The sequence below is a fragment of the Rhizobium sp. AC27/96 genome, assembly GCF_001692325.1.
Taxonomy (GTDB): domain Bacteria; phylum Pseudomonadota; class Alphaproteobacteria; order Rhizobiales; family Rhizobiaceae; genus Rhizobium.
In genome coordinates, this window is sequence record NZ_LXKN01000015.1 from 66,874 (window position 1) to 84,090 (window position 17,217).

Sequence of the window (17,217 nt, forward strand, 5' to 3'; positions counted from 1 at the left end):
GAAAGATCTCTTAGATGCCAAATACCGGAAGACTGGTCATCGTCGGCGCGGGCCAGGCGGCCTTTGCGGCTGCCGCAAAATTGCGGGCTTTGAAGGATGATCGTCCGATCACCATTATCGGTGCTGAGGACGTCTTGCCCTACCAGCGGCCGCCGCTGTCGAAGAAATATCTTCTCGGCGACATAAGCTTCGATCGGCTGCTGTTCCGTCCCGAGCAGTGGTATGCCGACAACAGGGTCGAATTTCACCTCTCGACCTGGGTAGAGGAGATCAGGCGCGAGCGAAAGCAGGTTCTGCTGCATGACGGGGCGGTTCTCGACTACGGAACTCTGCTGCTTGCAACCGGATCGACACCCCGGCAGCTCCCGGCGGCGATCGGCGGGACGCTGAAGGGCGTCCACGTCATGCGCGACAAGCGCGACGCCGACCATCTGGCCGAAGCGATGCTGCCCGGCCGTCGCGTGCTGATTATCGGTGGCGGCTATATTGGGCTCGAAGCGGCTGCTGTTGCCCGTCATCGCGGAATGGAGGTCACCGTGATCGAGATGGCCGACCGTATTTTGCAACGGACGGCGGCCAGGGAAACTGCCGATATCATACGCGGTATTCATCAGGCGCATGACGTTGTCATAAGGGAGAAGACCGGCCTCGATCATCTGATCGGTAGGGACGACCAGGTCAGCGCCGCTAAGCTCTCCGACGGTACGGTGGTGGCTGTCGATTGCGTCATCGTTGGTATTGGTGTTGTTCCGAATGATCAGCTCGCCGATGTTGCGGGTCTGGAGGTGAAAAACGGTATCGTTGTGGATGAGTTCGGCCGGACATCCGATCCATCTATATTCGCGGCCGGCGACTGCGCGTCGCTTCCCTGGCAGGACGGACGCATTCGCTTCGAATCGGTCCAGAATGCCGTCGACCAGGCCGAGGCCATAGCCTTGGTCATTGCTGGCGGCGATGGGGCCTATAGGCCAAAGCCATGGTTCTGGTCGGATCAATATGATGTCAAGCTGCAGATCGCCGGCTTCAATCTTGGCTATGATCAGACTCTTCTTCGCGCGGACGGTCGCAAGGGCACGCATTCCGTCTGGTATTTCAAGTCAGGCGCATTCGTATCCGTCGACGCGATCAATGATGCGACGGCCTATATAGTCGGCCGGAAGATGCTGGAACTGGGAATCAATCCCGACAAAGGAGTGCTGGCCGATCCGGGCAGCGACCTGAAGCAGTTGCTAAGGGCATGAAGGTCCGATGACGGACAACCCAGATAAGGCGGTTGGCTGATATTGGGCAGGCATATGTCGATTTGATTTTACCACGCATCGAATCTTGGCAGCGTGGGGAAGCGAGTTCCTATATCCCCGATCCGTCGAGCTGCTCTGCGTCTTCACCTTCCCACGGTGAGGGCATTGCGGTGCGGTTGAGATTGGCCGAAGGCATCGGCATCCAACACTTCAATTCCGGCTCGGCGTATTCGAAGAGGCGGCCGGGCGAGGAATCAGAGGCGCGCCAGCCTTCTGCGCCGAACTGATCACCATTCGACCAGTAGGCGAGATCAACTGCGGCCGGCCCCTGTTCGGTCGAGCGGATCGTGACGAGGATCCTGCTGCCGTCTTTCGGTGCGCTTGCCATATGGCGCCAACGGTCTGGTTCGTCCATCATGTTTCCTCCTGCCTTGCTACAGGTTGCAAGTGTTGCCTCGCCATTGAAAGCGGTCAACTCAAACTTTGCACAACTCATCCTCTTTCGTGGGACGGTTCGCCGTTCAGCGGGCGGCCGGCATGTCCGCGCTCGCTATTTCACTATGGCAGCGCTTACGTCATGCGTCCCTGTTGGGCTCGATCCTGACCACCAGCAAGGCAAACAGAAGTCCGCCGCACAGGATGACAAGCGACCAGCCGAAGGCATCGCCATTGCGCGCGTAGAAAGTATCCCCGGACCCAAGCGGCACTGCGTCGACAAGATTGCCCTGGCCTTTTGTGGAGGCGGTCTCGGCTATGATTCTGCCCTTGCTGTCGCTTAGCGTTAGCAAGCCATGGCTGGCCGCACGCGCGATCGCGAAGCCGTTTTCCACGCCCCGTACGATCGCCATCTTGCCATGCAGTTTTCCATCTGCATTGAAGTCCCAGGCCGGCACCAGCAATAGGCCAATATGCCGGCTGCCATAGGTTCGAAGGAACTGGGGAAAATCCATGTCCTTGCAAATCGCGATGCCGACGCGATCGACGCTCACCAACTCCTCGCCGGGGATATATTCACCTTCCAATCCTGGAATAAGGTAGTGCTTGTCATAGGCCAGCGGTGACAGAGCGGGCCGGGTCAACTCCGCGGTATTGGAACGTTGCCCATTGGCAAGCGGCCGGTCTATTCCGGCGACGATTTTCGTGTTCAATTTCACGGAAAGCTGCGCAAATTCCGGCGTCGGCAGGAACATCTTTTCCGGCGTGACGATGTAGGCCGGCCTTTTGCTCGCAACCTGTTCGATATTCTGGCGGAAATCCGCGACAATCGCGTCGTTGCGATCCGGCCGATCGGTAGCGACGCCGGCGAATTGGTCGTTGCTCAGGAGCGCGATGCGAATGGTTTCGCCGTCCGGCTGTGCCAGCCGCCAGAACCCAAACAGAAGAGCGGCAAGAACCGGCAAAATCCATGCCGAAGCGGCAAAATAATCGGTCGGCCGCCGGATCTGCGTTGCAATGCCGGCGGGTATGATAGCCGCGAGAAAGCTGAGGCTGCTCACGCCCGCAAGCGATGCGACCTGCAGTAGAGGCAGAACGTCCACCAACGCATAGCCAAGCGCACCGAAGCTACCGTTCGGCGAGATGTAGGAGTACAAAAGTTCAATTGCCCCCGTCATGGCTGCATAGGCAAAAACGGCAACGGTCGGGCTTCGTGGATATAGGGCCCACATGAAAAGGACCGACAGGGCGAAAAACAGGGCCTGTAGCGCTATAATCCAATAAATCATGGGGATGACGCCGCCGTAGAAGTAAAGCGGGCCAGCCTCGGCCATCAGCCCGACCAGATAAGACAGCGCGAACGTATTCAGAGCTCGCTTTTCACCCAGGACATGGACGAAAAGCGGAATTGGACCTAGCAAAACGAGAAAGCCCAGATGGCCTGTATCGCGGCTCACCGCAAGGACAGCGCCGGAAATCAGTGCAGCAATCAAGCCTCTCATTTTCATCGGCTAGTCCTTGTTGATGAGTCTGGCGACGGCCCGCAGGCACATGTCGGTGAAGTCTTCACGAGAAAGATTGAAGCGGCCGGAACGATGCATCCCGATCAGCCCTTGCAACAGGCCCCAGGAGAATATTGCGATCTCGAGCGCATCGCCCGGGCGTACCAGGCCGCGCTGCTGACCGTCTGCCAGACGAGCCGAAAAGGCTCCAACCACTGGAGAGCGTCCCCCGACGAAGTCCTGAGGATATACACGCTCGGCGCGTGTCTTGAGCACGAAAGCGGCATCGAAGAGCGCCGGTGAATCGAGAGCGAGGTCTATGAATGCGCGGGTAACGGCGTCAATCCAGCCGCGGAAATCGACATCCTGAATTTGCTCGACGCGTGCTTGCCACTGGGAAAGAGCGTGGTCGCCAAGCGCATGCAGCAGGTCCGCTCTATCCTGAAAATGTCGGTAGACTGCCATGGGCGTTATGCCCGCCCGTTTTCCCACGGCGCGCAAACTGAGCTTGTCCAGGCCGACAGCCTGCAATTCATCGAGTGCGCAATTCAGGATGACGATGCGAGTGCTCATGTATACGGTGTATACATGATGCAATTCATCGTCAAGAATTGAAACTGGTGGTTTGGTTGGAAACGAACATTGCTTTTGATTTCTAAGGGTTGGGGACGCAATTGCGAATTCTGCGGTCCCTTGAGAAGGCAACTCCAATCGACTGGAAACGCTCCGGTTCCGTCGGAACCACTAGGTATGCGTGACCAAGATCTCCTCGGCATTGTTCGGCGGCCGGAGTCCATCTTTTCGGTGCGCAAAATAGCGATTGGCAAGCTCGTCGCCCGATACATGCTGAGCGTGCCGGAAGCCCGCCTCATATGCGAGGGCAAGAGCGTCTTCGGGCGTGTAGAAGGATCGAAAGGGGGTATCACTTGCCGTTGCGGCGCGGACTGCCATTTCGAGGCCTGGCCGAACGGCCGGATCGGCCAGCTCCGTGGGGACGAGAAACGTCATCGCGAAGGTAGAGCCGGGCGGCAATCCGGCTGCCTGCCGGAGGGTCAGCTCATTCGCCGTGTGGGTAAGGTACATGCTCACGCCTGTGGATACGACAAGCGCGGCTTTTGTCGGGTCGAATCCTGCAGTCATCAGACTATCCCACCACGACCGTCCCTGTTCGAAATCGACAGGCACAAAGTGTAGCCAGTCGGGAACGGGAAACCCAAGTTCGGTCAGGCGGGTTTGTTTCCATTGCTGTGTTCCGGGCTGGTCGATCTCGAAGACATCAAGCAAAGCGCCGATTTCGGGGTTGCGCTGGGCAAAGCTATCAAGACCGGCGCCGAGAATGACATATTGGCTCACGCCTTGCTTTGCCTGGTCGATTGCGACGTCCTCTATGAACCGAGCCCGGGCCACGATCGATGCTCGAAACGGACGCGTAAAACCGGGGTCCATATCTCCGCGCTTGAGCCAGTCCGGTCCCGGGTTCAGCAGCTTCAATCCCAGCTCATCCTCCAGCACATGTGGTGGAGGATCGATTGCCCTATGCAAGGCGCGCCAAAGCGCGGTGCGGGCGGCGGTCTCGTCAGGTCGGGCATCTCTGGAAAACGACATCAGGCACTCCAAGATATACGGACAGCGAACGGGATTTGCCGAATGGCAATTCCGCCGTCATCGGTACGAAGCTTCGCCAAAGGTCTGCAAAAGCGCTTGGAGCAGGTCGGCGAGCTGGTCCAGCTTGTCTCGATCCAAGCCCTGCAGCAGTCGGCCCTCATTGGCGATATGAGGTGCGAACAGTGCTTCGACCGTCGCAAGGCCTTGTTCGGTCAATCGAACCTGCACGATCCGACGGTCGAGCGCATCGGGAATGCGTTCGACTAATTTCCTCGTTTCGAGCCGATTAATGCGTTTGGTGATGGCGCCAGAGGTGACCATCAAGGATTTGACAAGCTGCGTCGGTGTCAGCCCATAGGGTGCGCCAGACCGGCGCAGCGTGAACAGCACGTCCACTTCGCTCGTATCCAGATTATACTGGCGGAAGAAGCTCTGAAGTTCGTCCTCGAGCAGATGGGAAAGTCGTTGCACTCGGCCAATCACCCCCACGGGCCAATTATCAACATCGGGTCGTTCTCGGCTCCACGCCAATTGCACGGCATGTATGGCGTCACTCATCAAGGCCTCGCTGGGTTGCTTTCGGAATTTAATATACCAGTATCTTACCAGGAAGATATTTTTATGTAAACCACCGCCTTCGTTTGCCTGATGACGTCTTGCGCATCGATAACATGTTAGCGTCAGCCGGGTCGGCTCAGGTGAACATCATCGGAGGGCGATGGTCGATCGTGTTCGGCGTACCTGTGCGCTCTGCTAGGCCACCAAAAATTGTCGGCATTCCTGCCTAACGTACCGGCCCGGCATCGCTTTGGCCGGGCACAAGGTCCATGGACCAGACTTCTCGCGCCAATGTCGATTGCGTTTCAGGAATTGCCATGCCTTCCAATACGGAAACCATCATCTCGGCCAGTCGGACACCGTATTGCTTCAAGTCGATGCGGAAGCTTGTCAACGGCGGGGTCAGGTAGCGGCAGACCGGATTTTCGCGAAACCCGATGACGGCGAGATCCCTGCCGGGTTGCAGGCCCGCTTCGCCCAGCCGCTGATAGAGACCCATCGCCATGGTCTCCTGAATAAGCACCACCGCGGTAGGACGGTGGTCCATCGCCAGAAGGGCGGATCCCAATTCATAGCCGCCGGAAATCCGGTCGTGCAGGCGCAAGACCAAGGCGTCGTCGAACTCGATCCCTGCCTCGTCAAGACCGCGCCGGAAACCTTCGAGGAAAACATAGTTGTTGTTGGTTTCCTGCGCCGTCAGCCCCAGCGCTATTCGCCGATGGCCATGATCAATCAGCCGCCTGATGGCCCTCAGGGCGACACCGGCAAAGTCCAGATCCAGGGCCGCATAATCCCCCGGCGTCTCGCTGCTTCCCAGTGCGACGAAGGGCACATGCCATTTCTTCATATAGTCGATGCGTGGGTCGAAGCGCTGAACGTTGGAAATGATGAAGCCGTCGGCAAGTTTCCTGTCGACGGCGCGATAGAGAAACTGATTTTCGTCCTGATCGGAGGCGCAGGGCAGAATGATCAGATCCAGCCCGGCATCGGCAAGTGCGCTTTGCAGGCCCTCGCTGAGTGCCATGAAAAACGTCTCGCCGGCAGTCGAGCGACCAATGTCGGTGCGCATCGTCAGGGCAATGGCTTTCGTCGATCCGCTGCGCAGGCTTCGCCCGGACTGATTTGGCCGATAGCCCAACTGTTCGGCGGCATCGAGGATCTTTTTGCGGGTCTTGGCGCTCACCTCACTGCGGTCGTTCATCGCCCGCGAGACGGTGCTGATGGCCATGCCAAGATGTGCTGCAAGTTCCCGAATGCCGACGTTGGTTGGTTTCTTCATGAGGCTCAATTCGTCGATAGCAAAGTGTCCCTTACTTGACAGCGACCTTGAGGCATGGCAATGCCGGAAACGTTTCCGGGAATCATTTGAAGGGATCAACCGGAAGCTCGGAGAGGTGAAGGCATCCTTCGGCGTTGGAGCGAATGGATCTCTAGGAGGAGAGAATGGCTGTTTCCGAACAGGTTGTTATCGGCAAGCTGACGCGGCGTTTGCTGCCGATTTTGATTTTTGCTTATTTTATTGCAATTCTTGACCGCGCGAATGTCGGCGTGGCGGCGCTGACGATGAATCAGGATCTTGGTCTGTCGACTACCGCATTCGGCTTTGCCGCCGGCGTATTCTTCGTGCCCTACGTCTTGCTGGAAATTCCGTCCAATCTGGCGCTGGAGCGCTTTGGCGCCCGCTGGTGGATCGCCAGGATCATGTTGACCTGGGGATTGCTTTCCGGCGCCCACGCCTTCGTCTGGAGCGCGGGCAGTCTTTACGTGTTGCGCGCCTTGCTTGGCGCTGCCGAAGCCGGTTTCTTTCCGGGCGTCGTCTTCTATCTGACGCTTTGGTATCCCTCGGCCTATCGCGGCCGCATCATCAGCCTGTTCATGGCGGGGATTCCAATTGCCCTGGTGATCGGCACGCCGGTATCGACGTTGCTTTTGCAGATGGACGGAATTTTAGGACTGCATGGCTGGCAATGGATGTACCTGCTTGAGGGGGTTCCGGCCGTGTTGTTGGCCGTGTGCATCCCGTTCATTCTTCCGAGCAACCCTTCGGAAGCAAAGTTTCTCGATGCTGCCGAGCGGACATGGCTGGTGGAGCGGCTGACCAAGGAGGAACGGGAGCGGTCGGCGCTGAGTGCAAGCGGCCATGGCAAGCAGCTCCTGAAGGCCCTGCTCAGCCCGCGGGTCTTGCTTTTCTGCCTGATGTACTACGGCCTCACCAACCTCAATGGCGCGGTCAGCACCTTCCTGCCCTTGATCCTCAAGGGGTTCGGTCTCAGCCAGTTGCAGACCGGTTTCGTCGCGGCCATTCCCTATTTGTTTGGCCTCGCGGGCATGCTGTTGCTCGGCCGCCTTGCCGATTTGCCGGGCAAGCGCCGGATGGCGAATTATTGCGCGTTGACCATTTCCATTATCGGCCTGGTCGGGGCCGGGAGTGCCGGTGATCCGACGGTGAAACTCATTTTTCTCTGCGTTGCCGCTTTCGGTGTCTTCGGCGCCATGCCGGTTTTCTGGGGCTTGCCCACAGCGATCCTTAGCGGTGCCGCGGCTGCCGGTGGCATTGCACTCATCAATGCGCTTGGCAATTTGTCGAGCGTCGTCAATCCTTGGGTCATTGGAACCATCCGCGACTCGACGGGCGATTTCAACGGCGGCCTTTATTGGCTGGCGCTGATGGCAGCCATGTCGATCGTTGTTCTTACCATCATCACCGTCCTGTTTGGGCGAAACCGGTCTAGCTCCGCAGTCGAGGTCCGATAATGCTGATAACGGAAATCCGTCTTAGAAAATTGGCCGGCACCTTGCCGACACAGGCCGATCTTTGGGAGGAACGCCTTGTTCGTCCCGTCGATATCTATCCGGAATACCGGACGCGAAATGACTTCGAGGGTGGTGTGCAGACCGCCGACGGATTCAAGATCGTCACCTATTTCGTCGAAGTCCATACGGACGAAGGCGTCACCGGTCTGGCTGGGCCTATTCCGGAAGGGGTGGCATTCATCATTGCAAAAAGCCTGCGGCGATTGCTGGTCGGTCAGGATGCGATCGCCGGTGAACGCCTTTGGGACCAGATGCACCGTTTCATGGTGCACGGCCGGCAGGGCGATACGATGCTGGCGATTTCGGCTATCGACTGCGCGCTTTGGGATTTGCGCGGCAAGTGGCTGAGCCAGCCGGTCTATCGTCTGCTTGGCGGACCGACGCAGACGAAGATTCCAGCCTATGCCTCGATGCTCGGCTTTGCGGTTCTCGACCCCGGTCGCGTCCGCGAGCGTGCAATTGAATACAAGGAAATGGGCTATCGCGCTCAAAAATGGTTCTTCCGCCATGGGCCGATGAGCGGCGCCGAAGGCTTGAAGAAAAACGTCGAGCTGGTGCGCACGCTCCGCGAAGCGGTCGGCGAGGACTATGATCTGATGTTCGACTGCTGGCAGGCCATGGATGTCGGCTATGTCGTCGATCTCGCCGATCGTATCGAGCAATATAAGCCCCGTTGGCTTGAAGAATGCGTCATGCCGGATCGGATCGACAGCTACCGCAAGATCCGGGAGCGCATTCGGATCCCGCTGTCCGGCGCCGAACACGAGTATACGCGCTGGGGGTTCAAACGCTTCATCGACTCGGAAGCGCTCGACGTCATTCAGCCGGATATTTATTGGTGCGGCGGATTGACGGAAACACTGAAGATCGCGGCCTACGCGTCGGTCCACGATCTCGTGACCATTCCGCACGGCCATTCAAGTTTTGCCACGGCGCATTTTTCGGCAGTGCAATCGCCGATCCACACGCCCTATCAGGAGTATCTGGTCAAGTGGAATGCCGTGCACCAGCATTTCCTCGTTGATCCCCTCGATGTCATTGACGGCATGATTGAAGTCCCGGATCGACCGGGCTTGGCGATGGAAATCGACACGAGCAAGATCGAAATGGAAGAAGTCGTTTTTGCGTAGTTAGGAAGCAACCAGCATCCTTCCAACGCCACTAGAGCGTTTCAGCTTTTGAGGGAAGCATATCCGGCGTTTTCGAGATAGTTTCTGCATTCATCGGGTTCGATGGTGGAGACAAGGTATCCGATGTGGCGCCATGTGTCTTGGACGGTGCGCTTCTGGGCCTGGCGCATCCAGTGCTTGATCTTGGCGAATGCCTGCTCGATCGGATTGAGATCGGGTGAATAGGGCAGCAGGAACCAGAGCCTTGCGCCGGCGGCCTTGATGATCTGGCGGATGGCGGCCACCTTATGGCTACCGAGATTGTCCATGACGACGATGTCGCCCGGTTTGAGTACAGGCACGAGCAGTTGCGCGACATAGGCACGGAAGCATTGGCCGTTGATCGGCCCGTCGAAGACGCAAGGTGCCGTCAGCCGGTCGCAGCGTAACGCGCCGAGGAAGGTCAGCGTGCGCCAGTGTCCGTGCGGGGCGAAGCTGCGCAGACGCTTGCCGTGTGGTCCCCATCCGCGCAGGGGCGCCATGTTGGTCTTGATCCATGTCTCATCGATGAAGACCAGCTTGTTCGGATCGAGACCGGCCTGCAAGGACCGCCAGCGCTGCCGCCGGCGGGCGATGTTGGCGCGGGCCTGCTCAAGGGCGAACAGTGTTTTTTTTTGAAGCGCAGCCCTTCACGCCGCAGGAACTTCCACACGGTATCGTGCGACACCTTCACACCGCGCGCCGCCAGTTCATCCTTCAGACCATGCAGCGTCAGATGCGACGTCTGGTTGATCCGCTCCACGATGAACGCCCGATGCGGCTCCAGAACGCGTTGGTGATGCCCGCCCATCTTGCCCGGAAACACCGAGCCCGTCGCCCGGTAGCGTTGATGCCACTTCACTGCCGAGGAAACGGCAACGCCGAACCGAGCGGCGGCAGACCGGCAACTCTCGCCCGCCTCGATCGCGCCCACGACGCGCTCGCGAAGATCATTGGATAACGCTGCTGTCATCAGATGCTGGCCTCCTGCCCAGCCAGCATCTTGAATCACAAAATCAACAAGCCGGGAATCCCTCACGATTCAGCCAAACACTGAACCGCTCTAAGTCTCTGCGCGGCTCGTGCTCAGCATTCTATTGCTCCGCGAGCCGCGCAAGATGCGATGCCGGGAAGCCCAACCAGGTTGCTCCAGGCCGCAAGCAGTACCCAAAGCCCAATCCTATGATGGATCTGAGCAGCAAAACGCCACACACGTCAGGCATTGCCAGCGCTTCTGGCAACAGCCCGCCGAAGCCATACGGATATCTGGCGTTCGGCTTGCACCTCTCCATGTAGACGAGCGGCATCACGACCTCGAATCCAGGCCTCGATGGCGGCCGCTTCGGCACCAAGAGCAAGCTCGCAACGGCCGAGCTGTGCCCATGCGGCAGCATAGTCTGGATCCTGACGGACCGCCTCGCGCAGGTGCGGAAGCGCACGCGTTGCATCATTGGCGTCGAGCAGACCCTTGCCCAGTGCAAAGCGCAGGAGCGGGCCGTCATTGCCGCTTTCGAGCCGCGCCAGAAGCGCCTGGATTATCGCAGTCATGGAATCAGGCCACCGCCATGTCGGAATGCCTGGAGAGATGAGGACTCTGCATATCAATGACGTTGAAACGGGGAACGAGCGGCGACGACATATCGAGCTCCGGTATTGTCGGGTTCATGGAGATGGTTTATTTAGCAAGCCTTACCTTGGAAAATATCTTTGGAAAGCAATATGTCAAGCAATAGCTTGGAAAAACAAAGGGGCGCCGCTGGAGAGCGTGTGCTGCTGGAGATCAAGATGCGCGGCCCGCAGACGTCGGCGCAGCTGGGGCAGCGTCTCGGCACCACCGGCGAGAATGCGCGCCAGCTGCTGCTCAAGCTCAGTGATGATGGCCTTGTGACGGCGGAGACTATCTCGGCCGGCGTCGGGCGGCCAAAGCAGCTCTGGCGTCTTACCGAAGCGGCCAGATCCCGCTTTCCCGACACCCATGCGGAGCTCACCCTCGGATTGATCAAGGGCATTCGGGCTGCCTTCGGCGAAGCCGGGCTGGAAAAGCTGATTACGGCGCGCGAGCTGGAAACGGAAAAAGCCTATGTCGACGCTTTGGCCACAGCGGGGAGTATCGAAGACCGTCTTGCCGGACTGACCGATATCAGGTCCCGCGAAGGATATATGGCGGAGTGGTCTGTAGCGGCTGACGGCGATGGTTGGCTGCTGGTGGAGAACCATTGTCCCATATGTGCGGCAGCGCAGGTGTGCCAGGGGTTTTGCCGAACCGAACTCGCCATCTTCCAAAAAGTCATGGGCGAAGATGTATCGATCCAGCGCGACGAACATATTCTTGCGGGAGCCCGCCGCTGCGCCTATCGCATCCGTCACATTTTGCAGTGACGCGGATTGCCGCGGCGCCAATGCGCCGCGGCAATCTGAAATCAGCGAGGCATGATGCCGGGCTGATCGGCGGGGAACTTCGCAATGTCGGCCAGGCTGACATTAAGGTGCTGCGCGACAAGCGCCGGTGGCGTGTGGGTGAGCCAGGATGACAGGCCCACTTCCTGATATTCAGCCACCTTGAAGACGGCGACGAATTGCAGGTCCGTCTTGCCGGTATTCTCGATGATATGGCCTTGGCTCTTCTTCACATACCCGATGTCGCCCGGCCGAAAGTCAGCGGTCTGGCTGCGCGGGCCGGCATCGAACACGGTCATGCGGCCCTCGCCCTTGATCCAGTATTGCCATTCATCCGCATTCGGATGCCAGTGCATCTCGCGTACGGCCCCGGGCTTGATCGTCTCGATCGCTGCGGCAATGGTCTTGGAGACCTTGAATGTATTGCTGTCGGCAAGCTGGATGGTGCCCGATGCATTCTGCTTCAACGGTGCCGAAGCGGTCAGCTTGTAGGTGAAGGGGTAGGGCGGCAGGCCGGCGGAAGCAACGGCCTCCTGATCGGCCGAAAGCGGGCCGGGTTCCTTGCCCTGGAAGATCCACAGATCCTGCAGCGGAATGTTCTTGAATGCGTCCTGCGGGACGCCGAAATTCTTGGCAAGCAGTTCCGGCGGCGTATGGGCCAGCCAATCGGTCAGAAGCAGCGTGCCGTATTCGGATTGGTCGCCCTGGTCGAAGACGATCACGAATTCGCAGCCATCCGGTCCAAGCCCCTGCAGCGAATGCGGGAAGCCGGCCGGGAAATACCAGAGATCGCCTTCTTCCACATCCTGCACATAGGCCCGACCCTGGGTATCGAGGACGGTGATGCGGCAGCGCCCGTTGGTCATGATGGCCCACTCGGCGGCGCGGTGCCAATGCATCTCGCGGACACCGCCGGGGCCGAGGCGCATGTTGACGCCGGAGACGGCTTCGGAGATCGCGAAATCCGACTTCGTGACCTGGCGTGCCCAGCCACCGTTTTGGATACGCTTGGCGGCGTTGTTGAACGATGCCCAGAAGAGCTGCATGTCGCCGATATCTGTTGCCGGCGGACTCTGGAACGAGGGGAATTGCTCGGCGAGCGCCGGGTTCTTCGGACCGGGGTCGGAAAGGCCGGCGGGATTGGCATTGATCGCCCCTTCGGCCGGCTGATCGGGATTGCCGAAACTGGCCGCCTGGGCAGCGCCGGTCGCCAGCGCGGCACCCCCCATGGCTCCGAGGGCAAGAACCGAACGTCTCGATAGAGAATCCATTGCTGTTACTCCTTTCATGTGGATGGCTGTGCTGGGCCGCTGAAGCCCGGGCAAAGGTCTCTGAGGACGAGCGGCCGATGGCGGTTAGGACTTCACTCGTCGATGACCCGGACGCCAATGCGAATGCGAGAGGGTGCCCTGCAATCCAGGCGAATGAGGTCGTGTCTCAACGGTGTTTGCGAGGTGGATGGACGTCGAGCCGACAATCCCAGCCATAAGAAGAGCCGCGATGGTATGCGTCACTTCAAGTCTGGGCATCGTCTCCTCCTGTCGCTGAATCTGATGACTGGAGGCTACAACCGCAGAGGCAATCGCACATCTATACCTAGGTCTAGTAGTATTCGGCAAAAGGTATATGTCTATCCGCGAATACACTGTATCGACCGTCCCGGCTCCGCCCTCGGGCTAGCCCCGAGGCCGCGGAGTGCGATCGGCAGATGAGTGATTGCAAGGGCTGGATGAGCCGAAGAGGGCAGATGGCCTAGGGTTATCTTTCGGCCGTCAATGACCGAGCGCGGACTCAAGGCAATCGATGAGCCTTGCGATATCGACAGGCTTGCCGAGGAAGGCGAGGGCGCCGCCGTTCATGGCTTTCTTTCGCGTCCGCTCATCCTTGTAGGAGGTGACGAAGATCATCGGCGGCCGGTCCGAATGCCTGTTCAATTCCGTCTGCAGTTCGATCCCGCTAAGGCCGGGCATCTTCACATCGACGAGCATGCAGTCGATTGCCGAGCGCGGTTCGAAGGCGAGAAACTCCTCGGCCGACGCGAACAGGCGACTGTCGTAACCACAGGACTTCACCAGATCATCCATGGCTTCCCGGATGGCGTGGTCGTCATCGACGATGGCTATGGTCGGTGTCGGAGGCAACGAAGCGACCCTTTCTGGCTGCTTTTCGGCGCTTATAGTGATCTTTATGCTCTGAAGCTCGCTTGAAAGATATCATACTAAGAGACAGGTGGGCTTACGCTTTCGCCCAGCACTTCGGCCTTGCGGACCAGCTCGGCGACCGAGCGTGCCTCCATCTTGCGCATGACATTGCCGCGGTGCAGTTTCACCGTGACCTCGCTGATACCGAGCTCGTAGGCGATCTGCTTGTTCATCAGTCCCATCACAACGGCCTTCATGACCTCGCGTTCGCGCGGGGTGAGGTGATCCGCAAGCGAAACAATGGCTTCGTTCTGCGCATGCTGGCGCCGGCGCTGCGCGTCGCGCTCCATCGCCGCTGCCACAGCATCCAGAATATCCTGGTCCTTGAATGGCTTGGTCAGAAAGTCGACGGCGCCGGCCTTCATCGCCCGCACGGTCATCGGTATGTCCCCAAACCCGGTCATGAACACGATCGGCATCTTGCTGCCAAGGCGCTCCAGCTGCGCCTGAAAATCCAGTCCGTTGAGGCCGGGCAGGCGGACATCGAGAACGATGCAGCCCGGGCGATCGAAGTTCGTCACGCCCATCAGCGCCGTGGCACTCTCGAATGCCTGCGCCTCGAATTTCATCGAGCGAAAAAGATCCATGAGGGCCTCACGCATCGACAGATCATCGTCGACGATGAAGACCACTGGCGCGGGTGGCTCCTTTTGCATCTTGCGCTGATCAGGCATGCTCCGCCTCCGGCTTTATCGGCAGTTGGATTTCGAACACGGCACCGCCTTCGGGATGATTGGTTCCATCGAGCCTTCCGCCGCGGGCCTCCAGCGTGCTGCGGCAAATCGAAAGGCCCATGCCCATGCCCGCCGCCTTGGTGGTGAAGAACGGCGCGAACAATCTGTCCCTGGCATCGTCGCCAATGCCCGGACCTGTATCGCGCACTGCGATGCAGATATGCTCGATATCAGGCTGATTCATCGTTATTCTTATACTCCGCTCGGAGCATCCGGCCTCATCCATTGCCTGAATGGCATTCGTCATGAGATTGATCAGCACCTGCTGCAATTCGATTTTCACGGTCGATACGGTGGGGATATGCGGGCTGTAGTCGACCAGCACGGCCGTCTTGCTCTGCTGAAGCTCGTGCTCCATCAAGGCGACCGTCTCATCGATCAGACTGCCGAGATCAACACTCTCCAGATCGTTGTTCGGCGAAGAAAGCACACGGCGCGCATTTTGTATCAGCTCGCTTGCCCGCTGGCTGTCGCGGATCATCCTTTCGGCCGAGCGCCGCACGGCGGGGAGATCCGGCGGTTCGCGATCGAGCCATCGCAGTAGCGTCTGCGCGTTGATCACAATCGCGCCGAGCGGCTGATTGAGTTCGTGGGCAAGTGATGCCGACATCGCGCCGGCCATTGCGGCTCTCGACGCCTTCGTCAGTTCCGCCTGGGCCTCGGCCCGCGCTTTCAGAGCCAATTCACGCTGGGTGATATCGACCATGCTGACGACGACGCGGCCGAAGGCGGCAGGGTCCTCCGGAAGGCTGACGCTGAGCAGTACGAGCTTGTCCTCCCCGTCGTCGGTTTGCACCTCGACCTTGTCTTCGAAGGTTCGGTCGCCATCCATGATCGCCTGTAGCATATCAAGGAACTTCTCCTGGCCCGCAATAAGAGCCCGCTGCGGGATGCCCATGCCGGAGGATTTTGGACCCAGCAATTCGCGGGCGGCTTGATTTGCCGCAACCGCCTTGATGAGACCGCCACAGTGGTCGACCAGGGTCGGGTTAACACGCGCATAAGCCTTGATGTCGATAACGCCCTGCGCCCTGACATCCATCAGATAGCTTCGCAGCTTTGAATAATCGCGCTCCCAGAGCGCGACGCGCGTGCGATCGAAAATCGATCGATATCTTGCTTCGCTTTCCGACAATGCAGAATGGGTTGAAAGCAGATTGAGACGTGCGGTTTCGGTTTTGAGGAGTAGCAAGGTCGTCACGGACAGTGCAGCGAGCGCGCCGAACAGACGGAGTGTTTCCTGAAGGTTTGCTTCCTGGCCATGCGTCATGGCGTAAGAGAGAAAAGTCAGGGCGGCACATCCTGTCGCGATGACAAGCAGGCCGATGCGGGTCATCGATTGAGCGGCAAGCAGCATGCTGACAACGTAGAGAACCGCGATCGCACCCTCTATATCGGTATAGGTATCGATGCAGAAGATAACGGCCGCAAGCGTGACGGCAACCACGCCGAAGGCCAGGTTATGGCCCTGGCCTGGATCGCGGGCACGAAGCAATATCGACGCTATGGACATTCTTCCCTCAGCCTGTTCGACCGCAAGCTTATCCTCTTATGAACACCACTTAACCTGTACATAGGTGTGGTGCGGCTAGGTGGGGGCGACGATGACGTTGAGGGCAGGTTATCGCCTAGCCGGGCAGCTTTCAATCCACGGCCTGAGGCTCATACCGTCGAGCCGGCCGGTTTGGGGTGTTCATTTCCGGTTTCCCTTGGCGGCGATCTCAGGCCGGATGGCTGCGGGAGCTGGTGCGAACGAAACATGGCCGCTGCTTTGGAACTGGACCCAGTAGCCCAAGGCCATGAAGACGGCGCCGCCGATCAGATTGCCGAGCGTGACCCAGATCAGGTTGTGAGCAGCGCCGGCAAGGGTGATGTTCGCTGGATGGTCGCCCATCAGGGCCATGGCGAAGGTGAACATGTTTGCGACGGAGTGCTCGTATCCGGCGGCGACGAAAATTGTGATCGGCCAGAAGATCAGCATGATCTTTGCGGCTGCATTGTCGGTGCGTCCCGCCATCCAGATCGCCAGGCAGACCAGCCAGTTGCACAGAATGCCGCGCGCGAGAAGCGCAAGCGAACCCGCCGACATCTTGGCGTAGACGACGTAAAAGAATTCCTGGCTCCCGTCGCCCAGCAACACGCCGCCGCCCGCCATATGAAACAGTCCGGCAAGGACCACCGCGCCGATCAGGTTACCGATCCAGGCGGCACACCATACGAGCAGCATGTCCGAGATGTGCGCACGCCGCGTCAGAACAGCAAGCGGCATGTACATGGCCGTTCCGGTAAAGAGTTCGGAACCGGCGAACACGACGATCGTCAGGGCGGATGAGAAGACCGCACCCATAATGAGATGCGCCCAGGCCGCATCCGCGTGCGCGCCGGCGGTAAACATAAGGATGTCGCCAAAGCCGATATAGGCGCCTGCCATTGCCGCTCCGATGAGGAAAGCAAATAGCTGTGTGCGCACGATGACGGCCTTGTGTTCGCCGGACTCGGCGAAGTTGATGATGGAATCCTGGTACATACGAGATCCTCGCTTTATCACCATATCGAGCCGAGATCGGCGCTGGCGGATGGCG

General features: G+C 59.1%; 17 protein-coding genes. 4 read left to right on the forward strand and 13 right to left on the reverse strand.

Annotated features, from left to right (window positions below):
- Positions 1-14: 14 nt before the first annotated feature.
- Positions 15-1,241: an NAD(P)/FAD-dependent oxidoreductase gene (locus A6U86_RS12530; RefSeq protein ID WP_068391373.1), complete on the forward strand. Its 1,227-nt coding sequence runs from the start codon at positions 15-17 to the stop codon at positions 1,239-1,241.
- Positions 1,242-1,350: 109 nt separating this feature from the next.
- Here A6U86_RS12530 and A6U86_RS12535 read toward each other — a convergent pair whose 3' ends face one another.
- From A6U86_RS12535 to A6U86_RS12560, 6 genes are all read right to left on the reverse strand, one after another.
- Positions 1,351-1,656 (reverse strand): hypothetical protein, encoded by a 306-nt coding sequence (locus A6U86_RS12535; RefSeq protein WP_068391515.1) that lies wholly within the window; start codon positions 1,654-1,656, stop codon positions 1,351-1,353.
- 160 nt (positions 1,657-1,816) lie between these two features.
- A complete protein-coding gene (locus A6U86_RS12540) occupies positions 1,817-3,184 on the reverse strand; it encodes a hypothetical protein (RefSeq protein WP_141683696.1) in 1,368 nt (455 codons plus the stop codon).
- Positions 3,185-3,187: 3 nt separating this feature from the next.
- On the reverse strand, positions 3,188-3,751 hold the full coding sequence (locus A6U86_RS12545) for a TetR/AcrR family transcriptional regulator (protein WP_068391379.1): 564 nt from the start codon (positions 3,749-3,751) through the stop codon (positions 3,188-3,190).
- A gap of 171 nt (positions 3,752-3,922) precedes the next feature.
- Complete coding sequence (locus A6U86_RS12550; RefSeq protein WP_068391382.1) at positions 3,923-4,783, reverse strand: class I SAM-dependent methyltransferase; 861 nt, start codon at positions 4,781-4,783, stop codon at positions 3,923-3,925.
- Between the two features lie 57 nt (positions 4,784-4,840).
- Positions 4,841-5,341, reverse strand: a complete 501-nt coding sequence (locus A6U86_RS12555) for a MarR family winged helix-turn-helix transcriptional regulator (RefSeq protein ID WP_068391385.1) — start codon at positions 5,339-5,341, stop codon at positions 4,841-4,843.
- Positions 5,342-5,567: 226 nt separating this feature from the next.
- Positions 5,568-6,620 carry a LacI family DNA-binding transcriptional regulator gene (locus A6U86_RS12560; RefSeq protein WP_068391388.1) on the reverse strand — a complete coding sequence of 351 codons (1,053 nt, stop codon included), beginning with the start codon at positions 6,618-6,620 and terminating at the stop codon, positions 5,568-5,570.
- Positions 6,621-6,784: 164 nt separating this feature from the next.
- On the opposite strand from A6U86_RS12560, the gene A6U86_RS12565 reads away from it, so the two are divergent.
- The gene (locus A6U86_RS12565) at positions 6,785-8,095 is read left to right on the forward strand and encodes an MFS transporter (RefSeq protein ID WP_068391392.1); all 1,311 of its coding nucleotides are present in this window, start codon (positions 6,785-6,787) and stop codon (positions 8,093-8,095) included.
- The gene (locus A6U86_RS12570) at positions 8,095-9,285 is read left to right on the forward strand and encodes an enolase C-terminal domain-like protein (RefSeq protein ID WP_068391395.1); all 1,191 of its coding nucleotides are present in this window, start codon (positions 8,095-8,097) and stop codon (positions 9,283-9,285) included. The genes A6U86_RS12565 and A6U86_RS12570 overlap by 1 nt, the downstream gene beginning before the upstream one ends.
- A 41-nt stretch (positions 9,286-9,326) precedes the next feature.
- Here the strand turns inward: A6U86_RS12570 and A6U86_RS34720 are convergent.
- Both A6U86_RS34720 and A6U86_RS12585 read right to left on the reverse strand, forming a co-directional pair.
- Positions 9,327-10,276 (reverse strand): IS630 family transposase gene (locus tag A6U86_RS34720; RefSeq protein WP_141683697.1). Its coding sequence is split into 2 segments (ribosomal slippage): positions 9,327-9,938 and positions 9,941-10,276, totalling 948 coding nucleotides; the frame shifts between segments, so codons are not numbered across the junction.
- Positions 10,277-10,518: 242 nt separating this feature from the next.
- Positions 10,519-10,851 (reverse strand): tetratricopeptide repeat protein, encoded by a 333-nt coding sequence (locus A6U86_RS12585; protein ID WP_141683698.1) that lies wholly within the window; start codon positions 10,849-10,851, stop codon positions 10,519-10,521.
- Positions 10,852-11,022: 171 nt separating this feature from the next.
- On the opposite strand from A6U86_RS12585, the gene A6U86_RS12590 reads away from it, so the two are divergent.
- Positions 11,023-11,682 (forward strand): metalloregulator ArsR/SmtB family transcription factor, encoded by a 660-nt coding sequence (locus A6U86_RS12590; RefSeq protein WP_068391405.1) that lies wholly within the window; start codon positions 11,023-11,025, stop codon positions 11,680-11,682.
- Positions 11,683-11,723: 41 nt separating this feature from the next.
- On the opposite strand, the gene A6U86_RS12595 is transcribed toward A6U86_RS12590, so the two are convergent.
- The 5 genes from A6U86_RS12595 to A6U86_RS12615 all read right to left on the reverse strand — a co-directional run bounded on the left by A6U86_RS12595 (position 11,724) and on the right by A6U86_RS12615 (position 17,162).
- The gene (locus A6U86_RS12595) at positions 11,724-12,971 is read right to left on the reverse strand and encodes an oxalate decarboxylase family bicupin (protein WP_068391408.1); all 1,248 of its coding nucleotides are present in this window, start codon (positions 12,969-12,971) and stop codon (positions 11,724-11,726) included.
- A gap of 501 nt (positions 12,972-13,472) precedes the next feature.
- Entirely contained in the window at positions 13,473-13,841 is a 369-nt protein-coding gene (locus tag A6U86_RS12600; RefSeq protein WP_077467281.1) for a response regulator transcription factor, read from the reverse strand.
- Between the two features lie 77 nt (positions 13,842-13,918).
- Complete coding sequence (locus A6U86_RS12605; RefSeq protein WP_068391414.1) at positions 13,919-14,575, reverse strand: response regulator transcription factor; 657 nt, start codon at positions 14,573-14,575, stop codon at positions 13,919-13,921.
- On the reverse strand, positions 14,568-16,148 hold the full coding sequence (locus A6U86_RS12610; protein WP_068391417.1) for an ATP-binding protein: 1,581 nt from the start codon (positions 16,146-16,148) through the stop codon (positions 14,568-14,570). Before A6U86_RS12610 ends, A6U86_RS12605 begins: the two co-directional genes overlap by 8 nt.
- A gap of 180 nt (positions 16,149-16,328) precedes the next feature.
- Positions 16,329-17,162, reverse strand: a complete 834-nt coding sequence (locus A6U86_RS12615) for a formate/nitrite transporter family protein (RefSeq protein ID WP_068391420.1) — start codon at positions 17,160-17,162, stop codon at positions 16,329-16,331.
- Positions 17,163-17,217: the final 55 nt, after the last annotated feature.